Annotated in this window: 23 protein-coding genes; 14 read left to right on the top strand and 9 right to left on the bottom strand. The window is 61.4% G+C overall.

Annotation, left to right across the window (positions count from 1 at the left end; all coding sequences use genetic code 11):
- The first annotated feature begins 35 nt into the window (after positions 1-35).
- From CWR53_RS05570 to pdeM, 5 genes are all read left to right on the top strand, one after another.
- Positions 36-1,052, top strand: coding sequence for a ligase-associated DNA damage response exonuclease (locus CWR53_RS05570; RefSeq protein ID WP_100851000.1), 1,017 nt, complete (start codon positions 36-38; stop codon positions 1,050-1,052).
- The gene (locus tag CWR53_RS05565) at positions 1,049-2,707 is read left to right on the top strand and encodes an ATP-dependent DNA ligase (protein WP_100850999.1); all 1,659 of its coding nucleotides are present in this window, start codon (positions 1,049-1,051) and stop codon (positions 2,705-2,707) included. The genes CWR53_RS05570 and CWR53_RS05565 overlap by 4 nt, the downstream gene beginning before the upstream one ends.
- Positions 2,708-2,824: 117 nt before the next feature.
- Positions 2,825-3,940, top strand: coding sequence for a succinylglutamate desuccinylase/aspartoacylase family protein (locus tag CWR53_RS05560; protein WP_058637956.1), 1,116 nt, complete (start codon positions 2,825-2,827; stop codon positions 3,938-3,940).
- A gap of 65 nt (positions 3,941-4,005) precedes the next feature.
- Positions 4,006-6,450, top strand: coding sequence for a ligase-associated DNA damage response DEXH box helicase (locus CWR53_RS05555; RefSeq protein WP_058606053.1), 2,445 nt, complete (start codon positions 4,006-4,008; stop codon positions 6,448-6,450).
- Between the two features lie 73 nt (positions 6,451-6,523).
- Positions 6,524-7,177 carry a ligase-associated DNA damage response endonuclease PdeM gene (gene pdeM, locus CWR53_RS05550; protein ID WP_058637954.1) on the top strand — a complete coding sequence of 218 codons (654 nt, stop codon included), beginning with the start codon at positions 6,524-6,526 and terminating at the stop codon, positions 7,175-7,177.
- Between the two features lie 6 nt (positions 7,178-7,183).
- Here the strand turns inward: pdeM and CWR53_RS05545 are convergent, their stop codons facing one another.
- Positions 7,184-7,408 carry a hypothetical protein gene (locus tag CWR53_RS05545; protein ID WP_058606055.1) on the bottom strand — a complete coding sequence of 75 codons (225 nt, stop codon included), beginning with the start codon at positions 7,406-7,408 and terminating at the stop codon, positions 7,184-7,186.
- A gap of 95 nt (positions 7,409-7,503) precedes the next feature.
- Positions 7,504-8,070 (bottom strand): dCTP deaminase, encoded by a 567-nt coding sequence (gene dcd, locus CWR53_RS05540; protein ID WP_023535255.1) that lies wholly within the window; start codon positions 8,068-8,070, stop codon positions 7,504-7,506.
- 348 nt (positions 8,071-8,418) lie between these two features.
- On the opposite strand from dcd, the gene CWR53_RS05535 reads away from it, so the two are divergent.
- Positions 8,419-8,628, top strand: coding sequence for a cold-shock protein (locus CWR53_RS05535; RefSeq protein ID WP_016488765.1), 210 nt, complete (start codon positions 8,419-8,421; stop codon positions 8,626-8,628).
- A 217-nt stretch (positions 8,629-8,845) separates the two neighbouring features.
- Here the strand turns inward: CWR53_RS05535 and apbC are convergent, their stop codons facing one another.
- On the bottom strand, positions 8,846-9,940 hold the full coding sequence (apbC, locus tag CWR53_RS05530) for an iron-sulfur cluster carrier protein ApbC (protein ID WP_058606056.1): 1,095 nt from the start codon (positions 9,938-9,940) through the stop codon (positions 8,846-8,848).
- Positions 9,941-10,097: 157 nt separating this feature from the next.
- On the opposite strand from apbC, the gene metG reads away from it, so the two are divergent.
- The 3 genes from metG (at position 10,098) to CWR53_RS22915 (ending at position 13,185) form a co-directional block, all read left to right on the top strand.
- On the top strand, positions 10,098-12,140 hold the full coding sequence (metG, locus tag CWR53_RS05525; RefSeq protein WP_100850998.1) for a methionine--tRNA ligase: 2,043 nt from the start codon (positions 10,098-10,100) through the stop codon (positions 12,138-12,140).
- 127 nt (positions 12,141-12,267) lie between these two features.
- On the top strand, positions 12,268-12,906 hold the full coding sequence (nth, locus tag CWR53_RS05520) for an endonuclease III (RefSeq protein WP_058606058.1): 639 nt from the start codon (positions 12,268-12,270) through the stop codon (positions 12,904-12,906).
- 102 nt (positions 12,907-13,008) lie between these two features.
- Positions 13,009-13,185, top strand: coding sequence for a PA3496 family putative envelope integrity protein (locus CWR53_RS22915; RefSeq protein WP_167339837.1), 177 nt, complete (start codon positions 13,009-13,011; stop codon positions 13,183-13,185).
- 97 nt (positions 13,186-13,282) lie between these two features.
- Here the strand turns inward: CWR53_RS22915 and CWR53_RS05515 are convergent, their stop codons facing one another.
- Positions 13,283-13,906, bottom strand: a complete 624-nt coding sequence (locus tag CWR53_RS05515; protein ID WP_058606059.1) for a response regulator transcription factor — start codon at positions 13,904-13,906, stop codon at positions 13,283-13,285.
- Between the two features lie 340 nt (positions 13,907-14,246).
- Here CWR53_RS05515 and CWR53_RS05510 point away from each other — a divergent pair, with 340 nt between their 5' ends.
- Entirely contained in the window at positions 14,247-14,705 is a 459-nt protein-coding gene (locus CWR53_RS05510) for a hypothetical protein (RefSeq protein WP_058606060.1), read from the top strand.
- 50 nt (positions 14,706-14,755) lie between these two features.
- Here CWR53_RS05510 and CWR53_RS05505 read toward each other — a convergent pair whose 3' ends face one another.
- Positions 14,756-15,973 (bottom strand): argininosuccinate synthase, encoded by a 1,218-nt coding sequence (locus CWR53_RS05505; protein WP_058606061.1) that lies wholly within the window; start codon positions 15,971-15,973, stop codon positions 14,756-14,758.
- Positions 15,974-16,094: 121 nt separating this feature from the next.
- Positions 16,095-17,060, bottom strand: coding sequence for an OmpA family protein (locus CWR53_RS05500; protein ID WP_100850997.1), 966 nt, complete (start codon positions 17,058-17,060; stop codon positions 16,095-16,097).
- Between the two features lie 129 nt (positions 17,061-17,189).
- Between CWR53_RS05500 and pyrC the strand changes: the two genes are divergently transcribed.
- Positions 17,190-18,236, top strand: a complete 1,047-nt coding sequence (gene pyrC / locus CWR53_RS05495; RefSeq protein ID WP_100850996.1) for a dihydroorotase — start codon at positions 17,190-17,192, stop codon at positions 18,234-18,236.
- Positions 18,233-18,901 (top strand): ribonuclease T, encoded by a 669-nt coding sequence (gene rnt, locus CWR53_RS05490; protein WP_027915348.1) that lies wholly within the window; start codon positions 18,233-18,235, stop codon positions 18,899-18,901. The genes pyrC and rnt overlap by 4 nt, the downstream gene beginning before the upstream one ends.
- 86 nt (positions 18,902-18,987) lie before the next feature.
- On the opposite strand, the gene CWR53_RS05485 is transcribed toward rnt, so the two are convergent.
- Positions 18,988-19,590, bottom strand: coding sequence for a peroxiredoxin (locus CWR53_RS05485; RefSeq protein ID WP_023535284.1), 603 nt, complete (start codon positions 19,588-19,590; stop codon positions 18,988-18,990).
- 219 nt (positions 19,591-19,809) lie between these two features.
- Here CWR53_RS05485 and CWR53_RS05480 point away from each other — a divergent pair, with 219 nt between their 5' ends.
- Together CWR53_RS05480 and bfr are read left to right on the top strand one after the other, a co-directional pair.
- On the top strand, positions 19,810-20,028 hold the full coding sequence (locus CWR53_RS05480; RefSeq protein ID WP_100850995.1) for a bacterioferritin-associated ferredoxin: 219 nt from the start codon (positions 19,810-19,812) through the stop codon (positions 20,026-20,028).
- 198 nt (positions 20,029-20,226) lie between these two features.
- Positions 20,227-20,700, top strand: a complete 474-nt coding sequence (gene bfr / locus CWR53_RS05475; RefSeq protein ID WP_058605176.1) for a bacterioferritin — start codon at positions 20,227-20,229, stop codon at positions 20,698-20,700.
- Positions 20,701-20,752: 52 nt separating this feature from the next.
- On the opposite strand, the gene grxD is transcribed toward bfr, so the two are convergent.
- Complete coding sequence (gene grxD, locus CWR53_RS05470) at positions 20,753-21,088, bottom strand: Grx4 family monothiol glutaredoxin (RefSeq protein WP_023535214.1); 336 nt, start codon at positions 21,086-21,088, stop codon at positions 20,753-20,755.
- 91 nt (positions 21,089-21,179) lie between these two features.
- A complete protein-coding gene (locus CWR53_RS05465; protein WP_100850994.1) occupies positions 21,180-23,288 on the bottom strand; it encodes a molybdopterin-dependent oxidoreductase in 2,109 nt (702 codons plus the stop codon).
- Between the last annotated feature and the right edge of the window lie 286 nt (positions 23,289-23,574).

The following is a 23,574-nucleotide window of genomic DNA, read 5'->3' as shown; positions in this document are numbered from 1 at the left end:
CTCCTAACTGGTAACTCCCTACCAGTGCGTGTGCCATGGACCTCGTCATCGCTCGACCCGAAGGCCTGTACTGTCCGCCCGGCGATTTCTACATCGATCCCTGGCGGCCGGTAGACCGCGCCGTGATCACCCACGGCCACGGTGACCACTCGCGTTCCGGCAATCGCCATTACCTCACCGCAGACCCCGGCGCCGGTATCCTGCGAAGCCGCCTGGGCATGGACATCAACTTGCAGACCCTGCCTTACGGCGAGCGCCTGTTGCACCACGGCGTGACCCTGAGCCTGCACCCTGCCGGGCATGTGCTGGGATCGGCACAGGTGCGCCTGGAATATCAGGGCGAGGTCTGGGTGGCCTCGGGCGACTACAAGGTCGAGCCAGACGGCACCTGCGCGCCCTTCGAGCCAGTGCGCTGCCATACCTTCATCACCGAATCGACGTTTGGCCTGCCCATCTACCGCTGGCCGACCCAGGCGGATGTGTTCGCCGGCATCAATGCCTGGTGGCGGGCCAACAGCGAACAGGGCAAGGCCAGCGTGCTGTTCTGCTACGCCTTCGGCAAGGCGCAGCGCATCTTGCATGGCCTGGACCCCAGCATTGGCTCGATCCTGGTGCACGGTGCCGTCGAGCCGCTGAACAGGGTGTATCGCGAAGCGGGGGTGGACCTGCCCGAAACCCGCTATGCCGGCGACATTGCACGCAACGACCCGCTGTTGCGCACAGCCCTGGTGATGGCCCCGCCGTCCGCTGGCGGCAGCAGCTGGATGCGGCGCTTCGGCGATTACAGCGATGCGTTCGCCAGTGGCTGGATGCTGCTGCGCGGCACCCGGCGCAGACGTGGTGTGGACAAAGGCTTCGTGCTCTCGGACCACGCCGATTGGCCGGGGCTGTTGTGGGCCATCGGCCAGACGGGCGCCGAACGGGTCATGGTCACCCACGGGTCGGTGGGCGTGCTGGTGCGTTACCTGAATGAACAGGGGCTCGACGCCCGCGCGTTCGTCACCGAATACGGTGAGGAAGATGACGCCACAGCCGGGGAGACGGGCGCATGAAAGCCTTCGCCGAACTGTACTTGCGCCTCGATGGCACCACCTCCAGCAATGCCAAGCTTCAGGCCCTGCGCGAATACTTCGCCAGCGCACCGGCCCATGACGCCGCCTGGGCCGTGTATTTCCTGGCGGGTGGGCGCCCGCGTCAACTGGTGCCCACCCGAGTATTGCGCGAACTGGCCGGCGCGATGGCAGGGTTGCCGGACTGGCTGTTCGAGGAAAGCTACCAGGCGGTGGGCGATCTGGCCGAGACCATTTCGCTGTTGTTGCCCGACACCCAGCAGGGCGATGACGAAGGTCTGGCGCATTGGGTCGAAACCTACCTGCTGCCGTTGCGCGGCCTGCCCCCGGAGGAACTTCAGCAACGTCTGCCACCTCTGTGGGCAAGGCTGGATCGCCCCAGCCTGATGCTGTGCCTGAAGCTGATCACCGGCAGTTTCCGCGTCGGCGTATCGAAACTGCTGGTCACACGCGCCCTGGCTCAGTTGGCGGAACTGGACGCCAAACGGGTAGCCCAGCGGTTGGTCGGGTATACCGACATCCGCCACCGGCCAACCGCCGAGCGCTACCTTCAACTGATAGCGCCCGAATCTGCCGACGAGCATAGTCAGCGTGGCGGGCAGCCCTATCCCTTCTTTCTCGCCCACCCCCTGCAAGCCCCGGTTGAACAGTTCGATACGCTGCTCGGGTCGCCCAGCGCGTGGCAAATCGAATGGAAGTGGGATGGCATCCGGGCACAGGTGGTCAAGCGCGACGGGCAGCTGTGGGTATGGTCGCGCGGCGAGGAGCTGGTCACCGAACGTTTTCCCGAGTTGCAGAGCCTGGCCCAGACCCTGCCCGATGGCGTGGTGCTCGATGGCGAGATCCTGGTCTGGAAAGCGAGCGATGCCAAGTCAGAGGCGTCCGTTCAGCCCTTCGCCCTGCTGCAGCAACGCCTGGGTCGCAAGACCTTGGGCAAGAAGTTGTTGAGCGATGCCCCGGTGGTGTTGCAGGCCTATGACTTGCTGGAGTGGCAAGGCGAGGACTGGCGCAGTCGCCCGCAGCATGAGCGGCGCGCGCAGCTCGAACGTGTGCTTGAAGCCTACCCACTTGCGCCTGTACTGCTCTCCCCGCTGCTGCAAGGGCCCGACTGGGCAGACCTTGCCCGGCAGCGGGAGCAGTCACGCAGCCTGGGCGTGGAAGGCATGATGCTCAAGCAGCGCGAGGCACTGTATGGCGTTGGCCGCACCAAGGACATGGGCACCTGGTGGAAGTGGAAGATCGATCCGTTCAGCGTCGACGCCGTGCTGATCTACGCCCAGCGTGGCCACGGACGGCGCGCCAGCCTGTACAGCGACTACACCTTCGCAGTCTGGGACGGCCCTGCCGGCACCCCGGACCGCACGTTGATCCCCTTCGCCAAGGCCTATTCCGGCCTGACCGACGAGGAGATGCGCAAGGTCGATGCCATCGTGCGCAAGACCACCCAGGAAACCTTCGGCCCCGTGCGCAGCGTAACGCCCACGCTGGTGTTCGAGTTGGGCTTTGAAGGCATTGCTCTGTCCAAGCGCCACAAGAGCGGCATCGCCGTGCGCTTTCCACGCATGTTGCGCTGGCGCCTGGACAAGCCTGTCGAGGAGGCCGACGACCTGGCGACCTTACAGGCCTTGCTGGCCTGATCAGGGATCACAGGCAGCTGTGAGGGACTGGCGTGAGGCGCTGGCAGCGAAATTGTGCTTTCATCTGAAAGCTCAGCCCGTGCTCCAGACCGTTCCAGCCCCGTATTCAGGACCATCATGCACCACTCGACCCACGACATCCTCTCCCCTGTTCCGGGGGTAACCCGCCAACTGCACAGCTTCCACTTCGGGCCACGCGGTGGCCGCAAGGTGTACATCCAGGCCTCGCTGCATGCTGACGAATTGCCCGGCATGCTAGTGGCCTGGCACCTCAAGCGCCAGTTGCTGGAGCTGGACCAGCAAGGCCGCCTGCAGTGCGAGGTCATCCTGGTGCCGGTTGCCAACCCGGTAGGCCTTGAGCAGGTGCTGCTCGACGCCCCGCTGGGCCGGTTCGAGTTGCAAAGTGGCGAGAACTTCAACCGCAATTTCGTCGATCTGTCAGACAGCATCGGTGATCAGGTCGAGGCCCACCTGACCCAGGACCCGCTCCACAATCAGGCCCTGATCCGCGAATACCTGCGCCGTGGCCTGGATGCTCATCCGGCGCGTACTCCACTGCAAGCGCAGCGCCTGATCCTGCAGCGCCTGGCGTGCGATGCCGACCTGGTCCTGGACCTGCACTGCGACTTCGACGCTGTCGAACATCTCTATACCACCCCGGACGCCTGGCCGCAGTTCGAGCCCTTGGCCCGTTACCTGGGTGCCCAGGCCAGTCTGTTGGCGACCGATTCGGGCGGGCAGTCTTTCGACGAGTGCTTCAGCCTGCTGTGGTGGCAACTGCAACAGCGCTTTGGCAAACGCTTCCCCATCCCGGCGGGCACGTGTTCAGTCACCCTCGAATTGCGCGGCCAGGCGGATGTGAGCCACGACCTGGCGCGCCAAGACTGCCAGGCCATTCTCGACTTCCTGACCCATGCCGGCGTGATACAGGGCCATGCCCCTGCCCTGCCGCCCTTGCGCTGGCCAGCCACGCCACTGGCTGCGGTGGAGCCAATCACGGCCGCTGCGGGCGGGTTGCTGGTGTACCACGCCAAGCCAGGGCAGTACCTGGAGGCAGGACAACTGATTGCCGAGGTCATCGACCCGCTCAGTGATCGCGTCATGCCCTTGCGCAACAGCCAGCCTGGCCTGCTGTATGCGCGCAGCGTGCGGCGCATGGCCACGGCAGGCATGGTGATCGCCCATGTTGCCGGCGAGCAGGTGTGCCGCAGCGGCAATCTGTTGGCCAACTGACAAGTAAACCAATGCCTTGCAGCGGTGGTCTCTAGAAGCACAGCCTTCGAGGGACTGCCCGCCTGATGCCCGCCGCCACCGATCTTGCCAATGCCTGGTTCGCCCAACGCGGCTGGAAGCCGTTCGCTTTCCAGCGCAAGGTGTGGGCCGCCGTCGAGCGCGGGGAGTCGGGTCTGCTCTATGCCAACACTGGCGCTGGCAAGACGTATGCGGTCTGGCTGGCGGCACTGCGGGCGTTCAAGGCCCAGGCCCAGGGGCGCCACGCGGCGCCGCTCCAGGTCATCTGGATCACCCCCATGCGCGCCCTGGCCGCCGATACGGCACGAGCGCTGCAGGCGCCCATCGACGAGATGGGCTTGCCCTGGAGCGTTGGCGTGCGCAGCGGCGATACCGGCAGCGCCGAGCGCGCACGCCAGGCCCGGCGCATGCCCAGCGTGCTGGTCACCACACCTGAAAGCCTGACCCTGCTACTGACCAGGGCACAGGCCAGCAATGACTTCGCGACGCTGCGCATGGTTGTGGTGGATGAGTGGCACGAACTGCTCGGCAACAAGCGGGGGGTTCAGCTGCAACTGGCGTTGGCCCGCCTTCGGCGTTGGCACCCTGGCCTGCCGACCTGGGGGCTGTCGGCCACCCTCGGCAACCTGCAGCATGCCCTGGACGTGTTGCTGCCCCAAGGTGGTCAGCTGGTCCGCGGGCGCCAGGACAAGGTGCTGCAGGTCGATACCCTGGTGCCTGAGCACATCGAGCGCTTCCCATGGGCAGGGCACATCGGCCTGAAGATGTTGAAGCAGGTGAGCCGGGAAATCGACGCCAGCAGCAGTTGCCTGGTGTTCACCAACACCCGGGCGCAGGCCGAGCTCTGGTACCAGGCCCTGCTCGAGGAGCGCCCCGACTGGGCGGGCCTGATCGCGCTACATCACGCCAGCCTGGCACGTGACACCCGCGACTGGGTCGAACGCAGCCTCAAGGAGGGCACGCTCAAAGCCGTCGTCTGTACATCGAGCCTGGACCTGGGCGTGGACTTTCTGCCGGTCGAGCGCGTCCTGCAGATCGGTTCGGCCAAAGGAATCGCCCGGTTGATGCAGCGCGCAGGACGCTCCGGGCATGCGCCTGGACGGCGCTCGCGTATCACCCTGGTGCCCACCCACAGCCTGGAGCTGGTGGAAGCCGCCGCCATGCGCCAGGCCCTGGCGGCCGGCCACCTGGAGGGCCGACGGTCGCCGCGCCTGTGCATGGATGTACTGGTCCAGCACCTGGTCAGCATGGCCCTGGGCAGCGGGTTCGAGCCGCAGCAACTGCTCGCTGAAGTGCGCAGCACCTGGGCCTTTGCCGACCTACGCGACAGCCAGTGGCAATGGGCACTGGACTTCGTTTGCCATGGCGGCAGCTCGCTCAGCGCCTACCCCGATTATCAACGTGTTGAAATGCACCCAGACGGCATGTACCGGGTCGCCAGTGAGCGCCTGGCGCGCCGCCATCGCATGGGCATCGGCACCATCGTCAGTGACGCCTCGCTGCACCTGAAGTACTGGAGCAAAGGCGGTGGCGGCAAGAACCTGGGCAGCGTGGAAGAAGCGTTCATCTCACGCTTGAGGCCCGGGGACACATTCGTCTTCGCCGGCCGCGTGCTGGAGCTGGTTCGCGTGGAAAACATGACCGCCTATGTGCGCCGCAGCAATGCGCGCAAGGCGGCGGTGGCCCGCTGGAACGGCGGGCGCATGCCGCTTTCCAGCGAACTGGCAGACGCTGTGGTCCAGCAACTTGACGCCGCAGCGCACGGTCGCTTCGACAGCCCTGAAATGCGCGCAGTAAGGCCGTTGCTCACGGTACAAGCCCAGTGGTCGGCGCTGCCGACGACAGGGACGCTGCTGGCAGAGACATTCAAATCCAGGCAGGGCTGGCACCTGTTCGTGTACCCGTTTGCCGGGCGCATGGCCAACATGGGGTTGGCCAACCTGATCGCCTGGCGTGTCAGCCGTGAGCAACCGCTGTCGGTTTCCATCGCCGTCAACGACTACGGCTTCGAGCTGCTAAGCCCTGGGCCGGTGGATTGGGCCAGCTACCTGCCCCAGGCGTTGAGTACCGAAAATCTTCTGGAGGATGTGCTTGCCAGCCTCAATGCCGGGGAAATGGCGCTGCGCCGGTTCCGGGAAATCGCCCAGATCGCTGGGCTGGTGTTCGGTGGCTATCCTGCGGCGCAAAAGAGCATGCGCCAGATCCAGGCCTCGAGCGGGTTGTTCTACGAGGTGTTCCGCAAGCACGACGCAGGCAACCTGCTGCTGGGCCAGGCACGTGATGAGGTACTTAGCGAGGAGTTGGAAATCGATCGGCTTCGGGCCCAGTTGCTGAAACTGACCGACCTCAGGCTGGACTTGCGTGTGATGGAGCGCACCGGGCCGCTGGCGTTCGCGCTACTGGTCGAAGGGCTGCGTGAAACCCTCAGCACGGAAAAACTGGCAGACCGCATCGCGCGGATGGTAGCGGAATTGGAGAGCATTGCAGGTTGAACCAGATAACGACCAAACGCATTCATGGGGTAGCGGTCATATCGCTGGCCATCGACGGCCTGGCGATCCACACATGACGACACATTGCGCCATCGAACTGGCCGGGCAGAAACTCTGGCTGCTGCCGGACAAAGCCGTGTATTGGCCAGCCCGCAAGGCGTTGCTGCTGGCCGATGTGCACATCGGCAAGGCGGCGAGCTACAGGGCCTTGCACCAACCCGTTCCAAGAGGCACTACCGAAGCCACGTTGGCCCGGCTCGACACACTGCTGGCCGAGCATGACTGCGAGCAACTGATCGTGCTCGGTGATTTCCTGCATGCCCGGACTGCGCGGGCGCCGGCTACGCTGGCCCGGGTGCAAGCCTGGCGAGAGCGTCATCCGGAGTTGAGCATCGTGCTGATACGCGGCAACCATGACCGCAACGCAGGCGATCCACCTGTTGAGCTGGGAATCGACGTGGTAGACGAACCTTATGTAGTGGGGCCGTTCGCCCTGCAACACGAACCCAAGGCGCATCCGGCACTCACGGTGCTTTCAGGGCACGTCCACCCGGTCTTCGTGCTGCGCGGCAGGGCTCGCCAGCGGCTGCGCCTACCGTGCTTTCTGATCGACGAAAAAGTCAGCCTGCTGCCAGCTTTCGGAGAATTCACAGGCGGTTGGGAGATCGAGCCCGCCGGCACCAGCCAGGTCTATCTGGCCGGTGCCGGCCGGGTGTGGCCGCTATGAAATGAATCAGGCCACCGGCGCCGGAGGCGGCTCATCGGGAAGGGTGGGCTCGCCGGGCTCCATAGGCGTATCACCCGGCTGGCCAGGCTGCGGCGTGTCCGGGTCAGGCTGCCCTGGCACACCGCCGGCATGCAGCGGCAATGGGTCAGCCAACAGCGACCAGGACAGCAGCCCGATGTGATTGGGCTGCAAGCCAGCCAACTTCGCACTGATCGTTGGGTGGAGTTTCATTGGCACCTCCTGACAACAGCCGACCCGCTTTATGCAAATCGGCAGGGTTACCACTTGGAGCGTCAAAAGCCGATGAAATTCCCGACGCCTGTCGGTCAGGTGCGTGGCAGGGTGACGCCACGTTGGCCCTGGTACTTGCCGCCGCGGTCCCGGTAGGACACTTCACAAGGCTCGTCCGATTGCAGGAACAGCATCTGCGCCACCCCTTCGTTGGCGTAGATCTTGGCCGGCAACGTGGTGGTGTTGGAGAACTCCAGCGTCACGTGGCCTTCCCATTCGGGCTCGAGCGGGGTCACGTTGACGATGATGCCGCAACGCGCATAGGTGCTCTTGCCCAGGCAGATGGTCAGCACGTCGCGCGGGATGCGGAAGTACTCCACGGTGCGCGCCAGTGCAAAGGAGTTGGGCGGGATGATGCACACGTCGCTCTTGATGTCGACGAAGCTGCCGGCATCGAAGTTCTTCGGGTCGACGGTGGCCGAGTTGATATTGGTGAAGACCTTGAATTCGTCGGCGCAGCGCACGTCGTAGCCGTAGCTGGAAACGCCGAAAGAGATGACCCGGTTATCCTGTTCGCCACGCACCTGGCGCTCCACGAACGGCTCGATCATGCCGTGTTCCTGCGCCATGCGGCGAATCCACTTGTCCGATTTGATGCTCATGGCGGGATGTCCTGAAGAGTCTGCAAGGTAAAGATAGACGCGCATCTTACCGGTCCCGGCGCGGTCTTCAAAGTTCCATCCAGCGTTTGCCGCCCGCCGCGGCTACAGTGCCCGCGAGGCGTGGCTTGCAGCCGCCGTCGATCTCTTTTCGGGGAAAGCGGCGTCTGGCCATTGGCAGCTTGGGCAAAGTGGGGTAAGGTGTTGCCACTGTGCTGCACGTGACACCGAGAATCTCTAGTTTGATGCACGATCCTGATCGGCCCATCGCTGAATTTTCTGCTCTCTTTGCGCTCAGTCCCGGGCAGGGTTTTTCCTGACCGAAATCAAATTGTCCAAGGAGACAGAAAAATGTCCAATCGTCAAAGCGGTACCGTCAAGTGGTTCAACGATGAGAAAGGCTACGGCTTCATCACCCCTCAGTCGGGCGACGACCTGTTCGTGCACTTCAAAGCCATCCAAGCTGACGGCTTCAAAACCCTGAAAGAAGGCCAGGCTGTTACTTTCGTCGCTACCCGCGGCCAGAAAGGCATGCAGGCTGAAGAAGTTCAGATCGCCTAAGTCGATCTAGCTTTCTAGCTTTCAAAAAAAACCCGCTTCGGCGGGTTTTTTTATGCCTGCTACTCAGTCAGCAGGCGCCAGGGCGCGCTGACCATGGTCAAGGATCGCCCGTTGAACAGATACGCGCCTGGCCTCCTCTGAGCACGACCTGTCAGCACGAGCGGCTCACCGAGCCGCCCTCTGGTCTTGATCTGAAAGGCTGCGGTACTACAGCCGACTAGTCTTCGCTGATGGTGATGCTCGGCATCGCTGGCGCTGCCGCCTCACGCAGTACGATACGCGCCCCCACCTTGCGCGCCAGCTCCTGGTACACCATGGCGATCTGGCTCTCAGGCTCGGCGATGGCCGTAGGCTTGCCGTTGTCGGCCTGCTCGCGGATCAACATCGAAAGCGGCAACGACGCCAGCAGATCGACGCCGTACTGGCTGGCGAGTTTCTCACCGCCACCCTCGCCGAACAGGTGCTCAGCGTGGCCGCAGTTCGAACAGATGTGTACGGCCATGTTCTCGACCACGCCCAACACCGGAATGTTGACCTTGCGGAACATTTCCACGCCTTTTCTGGCATCGAGCAGCGCCAGGTCCTGGGGCGTGGTCACGATGACCGAACCTGCCACCGGCACTTTTTGCGCCAGCGTCAGCTGGATGTCGCCGGTGCCAGGCGGCATGTCGATGACCAGGTAATCGAGATCATTCCAGGCTGTCTGGGTTACCAACTGCAGCAGCGCCCCCGAGACCATGGGGCCGCGCCACACCATGGGGGTATTGTCATCGGTCAGGAATGCCATCGACATCACTTCGACCCCATGGGCCTGGATAGGCACGAACCATTTCTGATCACGAATCTGCGGCCGCGTACCTTCGGCGATGCCGAACATCACGCCTTGGCTGGGGCCGTAGATATCCGCATCGAGGATGCCTACGCGCGCCCCCTCACGGGCCAGTGCCAGCGCCAGGTTGGCGGCGGTGGTGGATTTGCCCACGCCGCCCTTGCCCGATGCCACGGCGATGACGTTCTTGACGTTGGCCATGCCGGGCACTTGGGCCTGGCCCTTGTGGGCCGCGATCACGCACTCGATGCTCACCTGTGCGCGGGTCACACCCTCAAGGTTACCGATCGCCGTTTCCAGCACCTGCGCCCAGCCCTGCTTGAACAGGCCTGCGGCATAGCCGAGCTGCATCTGTACGCTGACATACCCATCCTGGATTTCGATGGCACTCACGCAACCGGCAGTGACCGGATCCTGGTCGAGATAGGGGTCGGTGTACTGGCGAAGCACGCCTTCGATGGCGGCGCGATTGAGGGCACTCATGGACACTCCCATTGGCAAACTGAATGTAAAACAAGCGCCTATCCTAACCCGTCAATCGTCAGCAGATGCGTGCGCGGGGTGAAATATATTCGTCAGCCCTTTATAGTGGCCGATCATCCTCATTTTCACCCGTCGCCAGATAAGTAGCCGAGCCACCATGTCCGAGCCACGTCAGATTCTCGTCACCAGCGCCCTGCCCTATGCCAATGGATCCATCCATCTTGGCCATATGCTCGAGTACATCCAGACAGACATGTGGGTCCGCTTTCAAAAGCTGCGCGGCAATCAGTGCATCTATGTCTGTGCCGATGATGCACACGGCTCGGCCATCATGCTGCGAGCCGAAAAGGAAGGCATCACGCCAGAGCAACTGATCGCCAACGTACAGGCCGAGCACAGCGCCGACTTTGCCGATTTCCTCGTGGACTTCGATAATTTCCACTCCACCCACAGCGAAGAAAACCGTGAGCTGTCGGGCATGATCTATACCCGGCTGCGCGAGGCGGGGCATATCTCCACTCGCTCGGTGACCCAATACTTCGACCCCGAAAAGGGCATGTTCCTGGCAGACCGCTTCATCAAGGGCACGTGCCCGAAGTGCGCGGCCGAAGACCAGTATGGCGATAACTGCGAAAAATGCGGCGCGACCTATGCACCGACCGAATTGAAAGACCCCAAGTCGGCCATTTCAGGTGCTACACCGGTGCTGCGCGACTCCCAGCACTTCTTCTTCAAGCTGCCTGACTTCCAGGCCATGCTCCAGCAGTGGACGCGCAGCGGCACGTTGCAGGACGCCGTGGCCAACAAGCTCGCCGAATGGCTGGATGCCGGTCTGCAGGAGTGGGACATCTCCCGGGACGCGCCGTACTTCGGTTTCGAGATCCCTGGCGAGCCTGGCAAGTACTTCTACGTCTGGCTGGACGCGCCGATCGGCTACATGGCGAGTTTCAAGAACCTGTGCGCGCGTCGCCCGGACCTGGACTTCGATGCCTTCTGGAACCAGGGCTCCAGCGCTGAGCTTTACCACTTCATCGGCAAGGACATCGTCAATTTCCACGCCCTGTTCTGGCCCGCCATGCTCGAAGGCGCTGGCTTGCGCAAGCCGACCGCGGTCAACGTGCACGGCTACCTCACCGTCAACGGTGCGAAGATGTCCAAGTCGCGGGGCACGTTCATCAAGGCCCGTACCTACCTCGACCATTTGCAACCCGAATACCTGCGTTACTACTATGCCGCCAAACTCGGTCGCGGGGTCGATGACCTGGACCTGAATCTTGAGGACTTTGTGCAGAAGGTCAACTCCGACCTGGTGGGCAAGGTGGTCAACATCGCCAGCCGGTGTGCCGGGTTCATCCATAAAGGCAACGACGGCGTGATGGTGGCCGGTGATGCAGCTCCAGAGCTGACCGAAGCCTTCCTGGCAGCCGCACCGTCCATTGCCGAGGCCTACGAGGGCCGAGACTTCGCACGCGCCATGCGCGAGATCATGGCACTGGCCGACCGCGCCAATGCCTGGATTGCCGAAAAAGCGCCTTGGTCGCTGGCCAAGCAGGAAGGCAGGCAAGATGAGGTGCAAGCCATCTGCGCCCAGGGCATCAACCTGTTCCGTCAGTTGGTGATCTTCCTCAAGCCTGTGCTGCCAGTGCTTGCGGCCGATGCCGAGGCCTTCCTGAATGTGGCCCCCTTGACCTGGGACGATCACCGCTCGCGCCTGGAAAATCACACGCTCAACCCGTTCAAGGCCCTGCTCAGCCGCATTGAACCTGCCAAGGTGCAAGACATGATCGCGGCCAGCAAGGAGGACCTGCTGGCCTCCGAGGAGCCCAAGGCACCTGTGGGTAATGGCGAGCTGCACAAGGACCCGCTGTCGGCGGAAATCGACTTCGACACCTTTGCCGCTGTCGACCTGCGCGTGGCACTGATCGTCAAGGCCGAGGCCGTACCGGGTGCTGACAAGCTGCTGCAGTTGACCCTGGACATCGGTGATGAGCGCCGCAACGTCTTCTCCGGCATCAAGTCAGCCTACCCTGACCCCGCTCAGCTCGAAGGCCGGCTGACCATGATGGTCGCCAACCTCAAGCCACGTAAAATGCGCTTTGGGGTTTCCGAGGGAATGGTGATGGCCGCCGGCCCTGGCGGTGAAGAAATCTACCTGCTCAGCCCCGACAGCGGCGCCAAGCCCGGTCAGCGCATCAAGTGACTCATAAGCGGGGCCTGCAGCAGGCCCCTGCCTTGCGACAATGGCGCACAGCCACCGGCTGCTGCGCTTTGACTAGAGCAGCCAAGTCCAACGGCCTGCTTATGTTCTCCAGGAACGCTACGAATTCATGAATGCCGTCAAACGTCGAGAAATCTTCCGTCGACTGCACGAAGACAACCCGACACCCAAAACCGAGCTGGCTTACACCACACCCTTCGAGCTGTTGGTAGCCGTGACTCTCTCCGCGCAATCCACCGATGTGGGTGTGAACAAGGCAACAGCACGGCTTTTTCCAGTTGCCAACACCCCTGAGGCTATCTATGCGCTAGGTGTCGACGGACTGAGCCAGTACATCAAGACCATTGGGCTCTACAACAGCAAGGCCAAAAACGTTATCGAGGCCTGTCGCCTGCTCATCGAGCGGCATGACGGGCAGGTGCCGAACACGCGCGAGGCCCTCGAAGCCTTGCCGGGCGTTGGCCGCAAGACAGCCAACGTAGTGCTCAATACGGCGTTTCGCCAACCGGCCATGGCGGTGGATACCCATATTTTCCGCGTCAGCAATCGCACGGGCATCGCCCCGGGCAAGACGGTGCTGGAGGTGGAAAAAAAACTGCTCAAGTTCGTCCCCAAGGATTACTTGCTCGACGCACACCATTGGTTGATTTTGCACGGCCGCTATGTCTGTCAGGCGCGTAAGCCCAGATGCGGCAGTTGCCGAATCGAGGACCTGTGCGAATTCAAGCACAAGACCACTGATGATTGAAGCAATAGTAAAAACACCGCGCTTCGATTGAAAAAATCTTTTTTACCAGCGCTCACTTTATGGTTATAAGGTCGGCCATTGGCCCTTGCCGTGGAGCGACTCATGAGCACTGATAAAGACGACCTCGCGATTGAAGATGATTTTGTGACAGCTGAAGAAGAAGTCGAGCCGCAAGTGGAACCGGCGAAAACCAATCTGAGCAAACGTCGCACCATCGACAATCTGTTGGAAGAACGTCGACTGCAGAGGCAGCTGGCCGATTTCGATTACGATCTCTAGGTAGGTGCTTGCTGGCGGGCCTCCGAAAGACCCGCTCCCTCTCCGTTCAGGCCTCGAATTCGGTGCAGAGCCCTCCTGCAGGAGGCTCTGCATACCATCAGTTCAACCCGTGTCGCTGCGCCAGTTCGATCAAGTCCACCAATGACCGCGCGTTGAGTTTGAGCAGCAACCGAGATTTGTAAGTACTGACCGTCTTGTTGCTCAGGTACATGCTGTCGGCGATTTCCTTGTTCGACCGGCCCCGCGCCAATTGCTGAAGCACTGTCATCTCCCTTGCCGAAAGGCGGTTGACCATTTCCGCTTCACTGCCGCCGCTGCGCCCTCGCGAGGCGTGCAGCGCCTGGTTGGGGAAGTAGCTATAGCCCGACAACACCGCCTTGATCGCGCTGAGCAGTTCGGTCAGTTCCTGTTGCTTGCATACGTACCCTGCCGCCCCTGCCTGCATGCACCGCATCGAGAAGTTGCCGGGTGCCTGGGAGGTCAGTACGAGTACTTTGCTGCATGGGCTTGAACTGGCCATGCGGCCTATGACTTCGAGGCCGTCGAGCTTGGGTATGCCGATGTCCAGCACGACGATATCGGGAAGATGTTGCCGTGTTAGTTGCAGCGCGGCCACTCCGTTGTCCGTTTCAGCGACGACATCGTACCCATGCCGCTCCATCAGCATGCGTACGGCCAGACGTATCACAGGGTGATCATCCACGATAAGCACTTTGTTCATGCGATATCCATTCATTGCTGTTGCATTGGCAGGCCACGATAACCGAGAGAAGAACTCATGGCGCGGCGTTTTCGCCTAGAAACGGACGTACAGACACGGCTTACTAAACTTACGGAAGTTTCCTACACACAAGATGAAGAGTTGTTACAAGCTAATTAACAAAAGCGGATAAGAACTCCCTTAGAGGGCAACTCCCGACAACTTTCACATCAAACACTGACACCGTTGTTCGTGACGTTTGAAGCGCTTGGCAGGCGCTGGCCCGGCATGGGAAACAGTGCAGGGTTTAGCTGAGCAAGGACCTAGGTTATAGATGTACGAAAGCGCAGGAGAAGGCTCCATGAATCAAGCACAACCCGTTGCTCCGCTGACAATCGTCGCTATCTTTGCGGGCATAATCGAAGCCTCCGCCCTGGCTACCTTGCCCTTTCTCAGCGAAGCCAGCCAGACGCTGTATACATGGTTCCTGGTTGGTTTTCCCTTCTTCCTGACTGCCCTGTTCTTCTTGACGCTGAACTTCAATTACAAGTCTTTCTATACGCCTGCTGGATCGCGTATCGAATCAGTGGACAGTGCGCAGAGCGCACGGAAGATCACGTCCACGACCCTGCCAACCGCAAGCGCAATCGTGCACGGCGAGCCGGTGACCTTCATGTTCAGCGGGCCAGAGGCAAGTCAGTTGATGGAAAAGGAGGTGTTGCAAGCGCTCGCCCAAGCGCCTGAGCCGGCTCGCACCTGGCAGTTCTGCAATGTGCCAAGAGGGCAATGTGTCCGGCTTTCAGTCAGCCCCCTCGAGTAAAGGCAAAAAACCCGGCACTAGGCCGGGTTTTTGCAGAACGGCGTGCTGAATCAGAGCAACGAGCGGCCCTTGTTCGCAGCGATACGCATACGCAGCGCATTGAGCTTGATGAAGCCCGCCGCGTCTTCCTGGTTGTAGGCACCGCCGTCTTCTTCGAAGGTGGCGATGTTGGCATCGAACAGCGAATCGTCGGATTTGCGGCCGACCACGGTAACGTTGCCCTTGTAGAGCTTCAGGCGTACGACACCGTTCACATTGACCTGGGACGCGTCGATCATCTGCTGGAGCATGACCCGCTCCGGGCTCCACCAGTAACCGGTGTAAATCAGGCTGGCGTACTTGGGCATCAGCTCGTCTTTGAGGTGAGCGACTTCGCGGTCCAGGGTGATCGACTCGATGGCGCGGTGCGCCTTGAGCATGATGGTGCCGCCAGGGGTCTCGTAGCAGCCACGCGATTTCATGCCCACGTAGCGGTTTTCGACGATGTCCAGTCGACCGATGCCGTTGGCGCCGCCGATACGGTTCAGATCGGCCAGCACAGTGGCCGGGCTCTTCTCTACGCCGTCAATTGCGACGATGTCGCCGTTGCGGTAGGTCAGCTCAAGGTAGGTTGCCTGGTCTGGGGCGTTTTCGGGCGAAACGCTCCAACGCCACATGTCTTCTTCATGCTCGGTCCAGGTATCTTCCAGGACACCGCCTTCATAGGAGATGTGCAGCAGGTTGGCGTCCATCGAGTACGGCGACTTCTTCTTGCCATGACGCTCGATCGGGATACCGTGCTTCTCGGCGTAGTCCATCAGTTTCTCGCGCGAGAGCAGGTCCCATTCACGCCATGGCGCGATGACCTTGACGCCGGGCTTGAGGGCATAGGCGCCCAGTTCGAAACGAACCTGGTCATTGCCTTTGCCGGTAGCGCCGTGGGAGATGGCGTCGGCACCGGTTTCGTTGGCGATTTCGATCAGACGCTTGGCGATCAGCGGACGGGCAATGGAAGTACCCAGCAGGTACTCGCCCTCATACACGGTGTTGGCGCGGAACATCGGGAATACGAAATCGCGCACGAATTCTTCGCGCAAATCGTCGATGTAGATTTCTTTGACGCCCATTGCCTGAGCCTTGGCACGCGCCGGCTCGACCTCTTCACCCTGCCCCAGGTCGGCGGTGAACGTCACCACCTCGCAGTTGTAGGTATCTTGCAGCCACTTGAGAATCACCGAAGTATCAAGGCCGCCGGAATACGCCAGTACGACCTTTTTTACGTCCGCCATGCCATCACTCCACGGGGTTGTACGGAAAAGGCCCGATTCTAACGGCGTTGAGGCTCAATTTATAGAGGCGCGACAGCTTCTGACGACAAAGCGACAAGAATTGTCGATGGCGCGACGGCCGCTACTTGGCAGTGGCGGGTTTGTCCGGGACCGGCTTGGTGGCACCTGCAGCCTGCGCCGGGGCAGCGGGGGCAGCGGGGGCCTCGACCGCCTTTTGCGTGGGCTGCGCCTGGGCAGGGCCTCGCTCAAGTTCGATGTTGACCCGCCGGTTACGGGCGCGATTGCCGGCGCTGTTGTTCTTGGCCAGCGGATAACGCTCGCCGTGGAAACGCACGGTTATCTGGCTTTCAGGCACGCCGTGGGCCATGAGGTAATCGGCAACCGCCAGTGCCCGCCGGCGGGACAGGTCGCGGTTGGTCAACCGATTGCCGCTGTTGTCGGAATGCCCGTCCAAGGCTACCTGATTGACGCTGGGGTCGGCCTTCATGTATTCGAGCAGCACATCGAGGCGGGCCTTGGCCGCCTGATCCAGCACGATGCCGCCACCGGGGAAGCCCACCTGGGTCTGACGCACCTGGTCGTAGTTCATGGGCAACAGCTTGCTGGCGCAGGCCTGGTAGTCACTGTAGGCCTTGGCGAAACTGACCGGCAGCACGCGCACTTCCATTGCCCGCCCGCCCTCCCCGGCGAAGTTGCGCACCACGGCGCTGCGGCCATCGAGCAGGCCGTTGATCAAGCGGCTGGCCTGGCCTTGGGAGGAGTTGAACAGCACGCCGGTACGTGCCATGCGCACATTGCCCAGGTTGATGTCCCCGCGCCCAGGTTGCCAGGGCGCTGCAGCAGCCAGCAAGGTGGCACCGCCGGCACCCATCGCATTGGTCTGTGAGCGCAGGCGGAACACCGGTTGCTCACCGGCACGGCGTACGAACTCACCGCTTCCGAAACCGTCTATCGGCTGGGTCAGCCGGCATTCGAACGCGTCACCCTCCACCGTCCAGGCAATGCTCTCCATGCGTGTCTGGAACGTCAAGGCACCGGCCGGCACGCTGGCAAAGACGATAAACAGGGCTAGGTAACGCTGGCGCACGGCGGGCTCCACATAATTCGACACTCACCTTTACGCTATCGGGCGGCCGCGGGAAAACTTGATACCTGTGCTCTGAAGGGGCTTTTCCGGTAGCATTGCGGCTTGAGTTCGACCCGCCTGGAATCCTCAATGTCCGATCGCCTGACCCTCCTGCGCCCCGACGACTGGCACATCCATCTGCGTGATGGTGCCGTCCTGCCTCACACCGTTGGTGATGTGGCGCGCACCTTCGCCCGTGCCATCATCATGCCCAACCTGGTGCCGCCGGTGCGCAATGCCGCCGAAGCCGGGGCCTATCGTGACCGTATTCTGGCTGCTCGCCCGGCTGGCAGTCGGTTTGAGCCGTTGATGGTGCTGTATCTCACCGACCGCACCAGCCCACAAGACATCAGAGATGCCAAGGCTAGCGGTATCGTGCATGCCGCCAAGCTCTACCCGGCAGGCGCCACCACCAATTCCGATTCTGGTGTGACCAGCATCGACAATATTTTCCCGGCTATCGAGGCGCTGGCTGAAGTCGGCATGCCATTGCTGGTGCACGGCGAAGTCACGCGCAGCGAGATCGACGTGTTCGACCGTGAAAAGCGCTTCATCGACGAGCATATGCGCCGCCTGGTCGAGCGCTTCCCCTCGCTCAAGGTGGTCTTCGAGCACATTACCACCAGCGATGCGGCCCAGTTCGTGACCGAGGCTTCGGCCAACGTTGGCGCCACCATCACCGCGCAGCACTTGCTGTACAACCGCAACCATATGCTGGTGGGCGGCATACGGCCGCATTTCTATTGCCTGCCCATCCTCAAACGCAATACGCATCAGGTGGCGTTGCTGGACGCCGCCACCAGCGGCAACCCGAAGTTCTTCCTCGGCACCGACTCGGCTCCCCACGCCCGCCACGCCAAGGAAGCGGCGTGTGGATGCGCTGGCTGCTACACCGCGTATGCGGCCATCGAGCTCTATGCAGAGGCGTTCGAACAGCGCAACGCTCTGGACAAGCTCGAAGGCTTTGCCAGCCTGCACGGTCCTGCTTTCTACGGCTTGCCAGCCAACACCGACACCATCACCCTGGTTCGTGATCAATGGACGGCCCCCGAAAGCCTGCCCTTCGGTGAGCAAACCGTGATTCCGCTTCGCGCCGGGGAAACACTGCGCTGGCGCCTGCTGGAGGAACACGCGTGAGCGAAGACCTGTACGAAGATGAACTTGAATCCTCTGGCAGCGGTGGTCACCGTCACCCGATGGCCGAACGCTTTCGGGGTTACCTGCCCGTGGTGGTGGATGTGGAGACGGGTGGTTTCAATAGCGCCACCGACGCCTTGCTGGAAATTGCTGCCGTCACCATTGGCATGGACGAAAAGGGTTTTCTGTTCCCCGAACATACCTATTTTCACCGGGTAGAGCCCTTCGAAGGCGCCAACATCGAGGCCGCGGCGCTGGAGTTCACCGGCATCAAACTCGACCACCCGCTGCGCATGGCGGTGAGCGAGGAAACGGCCCTGACGGATATCTTCCGAGGCATCCGCAAGGCGCTCAAGGCCAATGGTTGCAAGCGCGCCATTCTGGTGGGCCACAACAGCAGTTTCGACTTGGGTTTCCTTAACGCGGCGGTAGCGCGCAACGACCTCAAGCGTAACCCGTTCCACCCGTTCTCGAGCTTCGACACGGCCACCCTGGCAGGGCTCGCCTATGGGCAGACCGTGCTGGCTCGCGCCTGCCAAAGCGCTGACATCGATTTCGATGGTCGCGAGGCGCACTCGGCACGCTACGACACCGAAAAAACGGCTGAGCTGTTCTGCGGTATCGTCAACCGCTGGAAAGACATGGGCGGCTGGCGACAGGATTGACCCGCGCGTTTCAGCGCTAAAGCCAGCCCGTGCGGTTGGCAAAAAAACCGGCCATGAAGGCCGGTTTTTTTGTGCTCGACGCGGGCTTACAGCTTGCCGGCGTTCTCGCTCAGGTAGGCAGCAACGCCTTCTGGCGATGCGTTCATGCCTTTGTCGCCTTTTTTCCAGTTGGCAGGGCAGACTTCGCCGTGCTCTTCGTGGAACTGCAGGGCGTCGACCAGGCGCAGCAGCTCGTCCATGTTACGGCCCAGCGGCAGGTCGTTGATGATCTGCGAGCGCACGACACCGTTGGTGTCGATCAGGAAGGCGCCACGGAAGGCCACGCCGCCTTCGGACTCTACGTCGTAGGCCTTGCAGATTTCGTGGGTCATGTCGGCAGCCAGGGTGTACTTGACCGGGCCGATGCCGCCGTTGTTGACGGGGGTGTTGCGCCATGCGTTATGGGTGAAGTGCGAATCGATCGATACGCCGATCACTTCCACGTTGCGCGCCTGGAAGTCAGGAATGCGATTGTCCAGAGCAATCAGCTCGGACGGGCAGACGAAGGTGAAGTCCAGCGGGTAGAAGAACACCAGGCCGTACTTGCCCTTGATGGCCGAGGCCAGGTTGAAGCTGTCGACGATCTCGCCGCTGCCCAGTACGGCAGGTACGGTGAAATCGGGGGCTTTCTTGCCAACGAGTACGCTCATTGTTATCTCCTGATGTGAGTGAAGAACCATTGCCAGGCCGAGTCGCCGACCCGACATGCAACAAAGGTTGACCATCATACACAGGTTACGGTGGCAGGCCGAATGCTGAGCGCGCAACCGTTGGTCACCCGGGGAGAATGCCTTCTGAAACCACTTTGACAAGCATTCTCATTCACATTAAGCTCCAACCCATCGAACCCGCCAGCGATGGTCAGCCCTATGTATGTGTGTCTTTGTGTCGGCGTCACCGACGGACAGATCCGCGATGCGATCTATGAAGGATGCTGCAGCTACAAGGAAGTCCGAGCCGCCACCGGTGTCGCCAGCCAGTGTGGCAAGTGCGCCTGCCTGGCCAAGGAAGTGGTGCGCGAAACACTGACCAAACTTCAGGTCAGCCAGGCCGCCCTGCCCTATCCGGTAGAATTCACCACTGCCTGATACCCAGAATGACGAAAACCGGACCCTGCGTCCGGTTTTTTTTCGCCTTAATTCAACGAGTTAGCGCGCCAACGCGGTTCACAAACATTCTTATTCCTATTAATTTTCATTTATTATTCAATTACTTAGGTTTGACAGGCCCGGGCATCAGGCTCAAACTTCCCTGTATTGGCACACTTCGACAGGGCAGGAACCCCAATGAAAGGCGACATCAGCGTCATCCAGCATCTCAACAAGATCCTCGGAAACGAGCTGGTCGCAATCAACCAGTATTTCCTGCATGCCCGCATGTACGAAGATTGGGGCCTGAACAAGCTCGGCAAGCACGAATACAAAGAATCGATCGACGAAATGAAACACGCTGACAAACTGATCAAGCGTATTCTGTTTCTCGAAGGTATTCCCAATGTTCAGGACTTGGGCAAGCTGCTGATCGGCGAGCACACCAAAGAGATGCTCGAGTGCGACTTGCGAATCGAGCAGAAAGGCCTGATCGACCTGAAGGCGGCCATTGCCCACTGCGAAACAGCGGGTGACTTTGGTTCGCGTGATGTGCTGGAAGATATTCTGGAGTCTGAAGAAGAGCACATCGACTGGCTGGAAACCCAGCTGGGCTTGATCGACAAGATTGGTATCGAAAATTACCTGCAGTCGCAGATGGGCGAAGAATAAAACGCCAACACAAAAAAACCCGCCAATGGCGGGTTTTTTTTGAGCGCATTTCTTACGCTTCGGCAGCCTTCGCCTTGGCAGCGGCATCCTTGATCAGGGTCTGCAGCTCACCCTTTTCGAACATTTCCAGCACGATATCGCTACCGCCGACCAGCTCACCACCGACCCACAGCTGGGGGAAGGTTGGCCAGTTGGCATATTTGGGCAGGTTGGCGCGAATTTCCGGGTTCTGCAGGATGTCGACGTAGGCGAACTTCTCGCCGCAACCCATCACTGCCTGGGAGGCACGGGCCGAAAAGCCGCACTGCGGCGCATTCGGCGAGCCCTTCATGTAAAGCAGAATGGTGTTGTTGGCAATCTGCTCTTTGATCGTTTCGATGATATCCATGTAGCACCTCGGCTTGACTTTCCGACACGGGCGTCGGCACGGTGACGCATTGTAACGGAAAGCCGAGCTGCATGCTCGGCCTTGCCAAGGCTCAAGCGGCTTCCACGTGCACCGGAACGCCATTGAGTGCAGCATTGCCGCAGACCGAGTCGCGCAGCAGCTCGTCAGTGAGATCGTTGGCGCTGACGCCGGGCTGTGCCTGGGCGGTCTGAAGGCGCACACCCTGACGAGCGTGCCCGAAGCCATGGGGCAGGCTTACCACCCCTGGCATGATGCTTTCGCACGCCTGTACCTGCACCTGCACCGCCCCTGCTCGCGAGCGCACCCTGACCTGCTGGCCATCGTGCAGTTGGCGCTGGCGCAGGTCATCGGGGTGCATCAACAAGTGATGGCGCGGTTTACCTTTGACCAGCCTGTGATAGTTGTGCATCCAGGAATTGTTGCTGCGTACGTGACGCCGCCCTATGAGCAGCAGTTGCCCGGTTTCTGGCGGCGCCTGCCGGGCCAGGCGCTGCAGATCATCAAGCAGCACACGCGGCGCTGCCTCGACGGTTTTGCTCGCCGTGCCCAGGCGATGGGCAAGGTTGGCCTGCAAGGGGCCCAGGTCCAACCCATGTGGATGTGCATCGAGGGTTTCGAGTGACAGCTGCCAGGGCGTCGCCTGTCCATAACGCCCGCTGCGCAAGGCTTTGTCGATCATCTGCGCTGGCGCTACGGTCGGCGGCAGCTCACGTCCGGCACGGCGCGCATACGCCTTGGCCAGGCCGACGAAGATTTCCCAGTCGTGCAGGGCGCCCTCAGGCCTGGGCAGAATCGCTCGGTTGAACCGGCTCACATTGCGGACCGCCAGCAGGTTGAAGGTGGTGTCGTAGTGATCGTTTTCCAGGGCTGACGTCGATGGCAGGATCAGATCGGCATGGCGCGTGGTTTCGTTGATGTACAGGTCGATGCTGAGCATGAAGTCGAGCGCCGACAGTGCCCTGTCCAATTGCCGCCCGTTGGGCGTCGACAGTACGGGATTGCCCGCGACCGTAACCAGGGCGCGGACCTGCCCCTCACCCGGGGTCAGCATCTCCTCGGCAAGCGCCGCCACCGGCAGTTCTCCGGCGTACTCTGGCAGGCCCGAGACCCGACTCTGCCAGGCGTTGAAGTGGCCACCCGAAGTGCTCGCCACCACGTCCACCGCAGGTTCGGTACACAGTGCCCCGCCCTTGCGATCAAGGTTACCGGTCACCAGGTTGATCAGTTGCACCAGCCAGTGACAGAGCGTGCCGAACACTTGGGTCGATACCCCCATGCGCCCGTAACACACCGCCTTGTCGGCGGCGGCGAAATCACGCGCCAACTGGCGAATGGCTTGCGCCGGGATGCCGCACAGGCCGCTCATGGCCTCGGCCGTCATGGGGGCCAGGGCGGCGCGGACATCGGCCAGCCCTGTAATCGGCAGATGCGAGCCGCGTGCCAGGCCCTCCTCGAACAGGGTGTTGAGCAGCCCGCACAACAAGGCCGCGTCGCCGCCCGGCCGAATGAATAAATGGTTGTCTGCGATGACCGCAGTTTCAGTGCGCCGCGGATCGATCACCACCAGACGTCCGCCCCTGGCCTGCAAGGCCTTGAGGCGTTTTTCCACATCGGGAACCGTCATGATGCTGCCGTTCGAGGCCAAGGGGTTGCCGCCCAGTACCAGCATGAAATCGGTGTGGTCGATGTCCGGAATCGGCAGGAGCAGCCCATGGCCATACATCAGGTGGCTGACCAGGTGCTGGGGCAGTTGGTCCACAGATGTGGCGGAATAGCGATTGCGGGTCTTCAACAGCCCTAAAAAGTAGTTGCCATGGGTCATCAACCCATAGTTGTGCACACTCGGGTTGCCTTGATACACGGCAACCGCATTGTTGCCGTGGGCCTGCTGCACGCGCCAAAGGCGCTCGGCGGCTAGTTCAAAAGCCTCCTCCCAGCCAATCGCCTGCCACTGGTCGCCCACGCGCCGGTGGGGTTGGCGCAGCCGGTCAGGATCATTCTGGATATCCTGCAGTGCCACCGCCTTGGGGCAGACATGGCCGCGGCTGAAGGGGTCCTGAGGATCGCCCTTGATGGACTCGATCCGGGCAGGTTCGCCAGGCGAGTGGCTCAGCACGATGTTCAAACCACAAATGGCTTCACACAGGTGACAAGCACGGTGGTGCAGGGTACGGGTCATGGCCGCATGCCTCATTGTATTGATGGATCGACTATGGACTCAGCCCTGTACAGGAGCCAGCGTGCTTTGCGGTGTGAATTGGTCTTTATCACTCATACGGCAGGCCCTGCCTGTTTGCCAACGTGCCCTCAAGCCGTGTACAAACAGCCGTAGCAAATAAAACACAGCGATACAGTGCCCTGCGAAACCCCTTGCAACATCGCCGGGGGGTGCCAAGTGGTTTCACCCCTTGGTTTCAGGCGACATTTAATTATAGTATTGCGCCTTTCCCTATTCGTCCGCCTCG

This window comes from Pseudomonas sp. SGAir0191, from assembly GCF_002812565.2.
In the GTDB taxonomy this organism is placed as follows: Bacteria; Pseudomonadota; Gammaproteobacteria; order Pseudomonadales; family Pseudomonadaceae; genus Aquipseudomonas; species Aquipseudomonas parafulva_B.
This window is presented reverse-complemented; position numbering and strand designations above follow the sequence as displayed.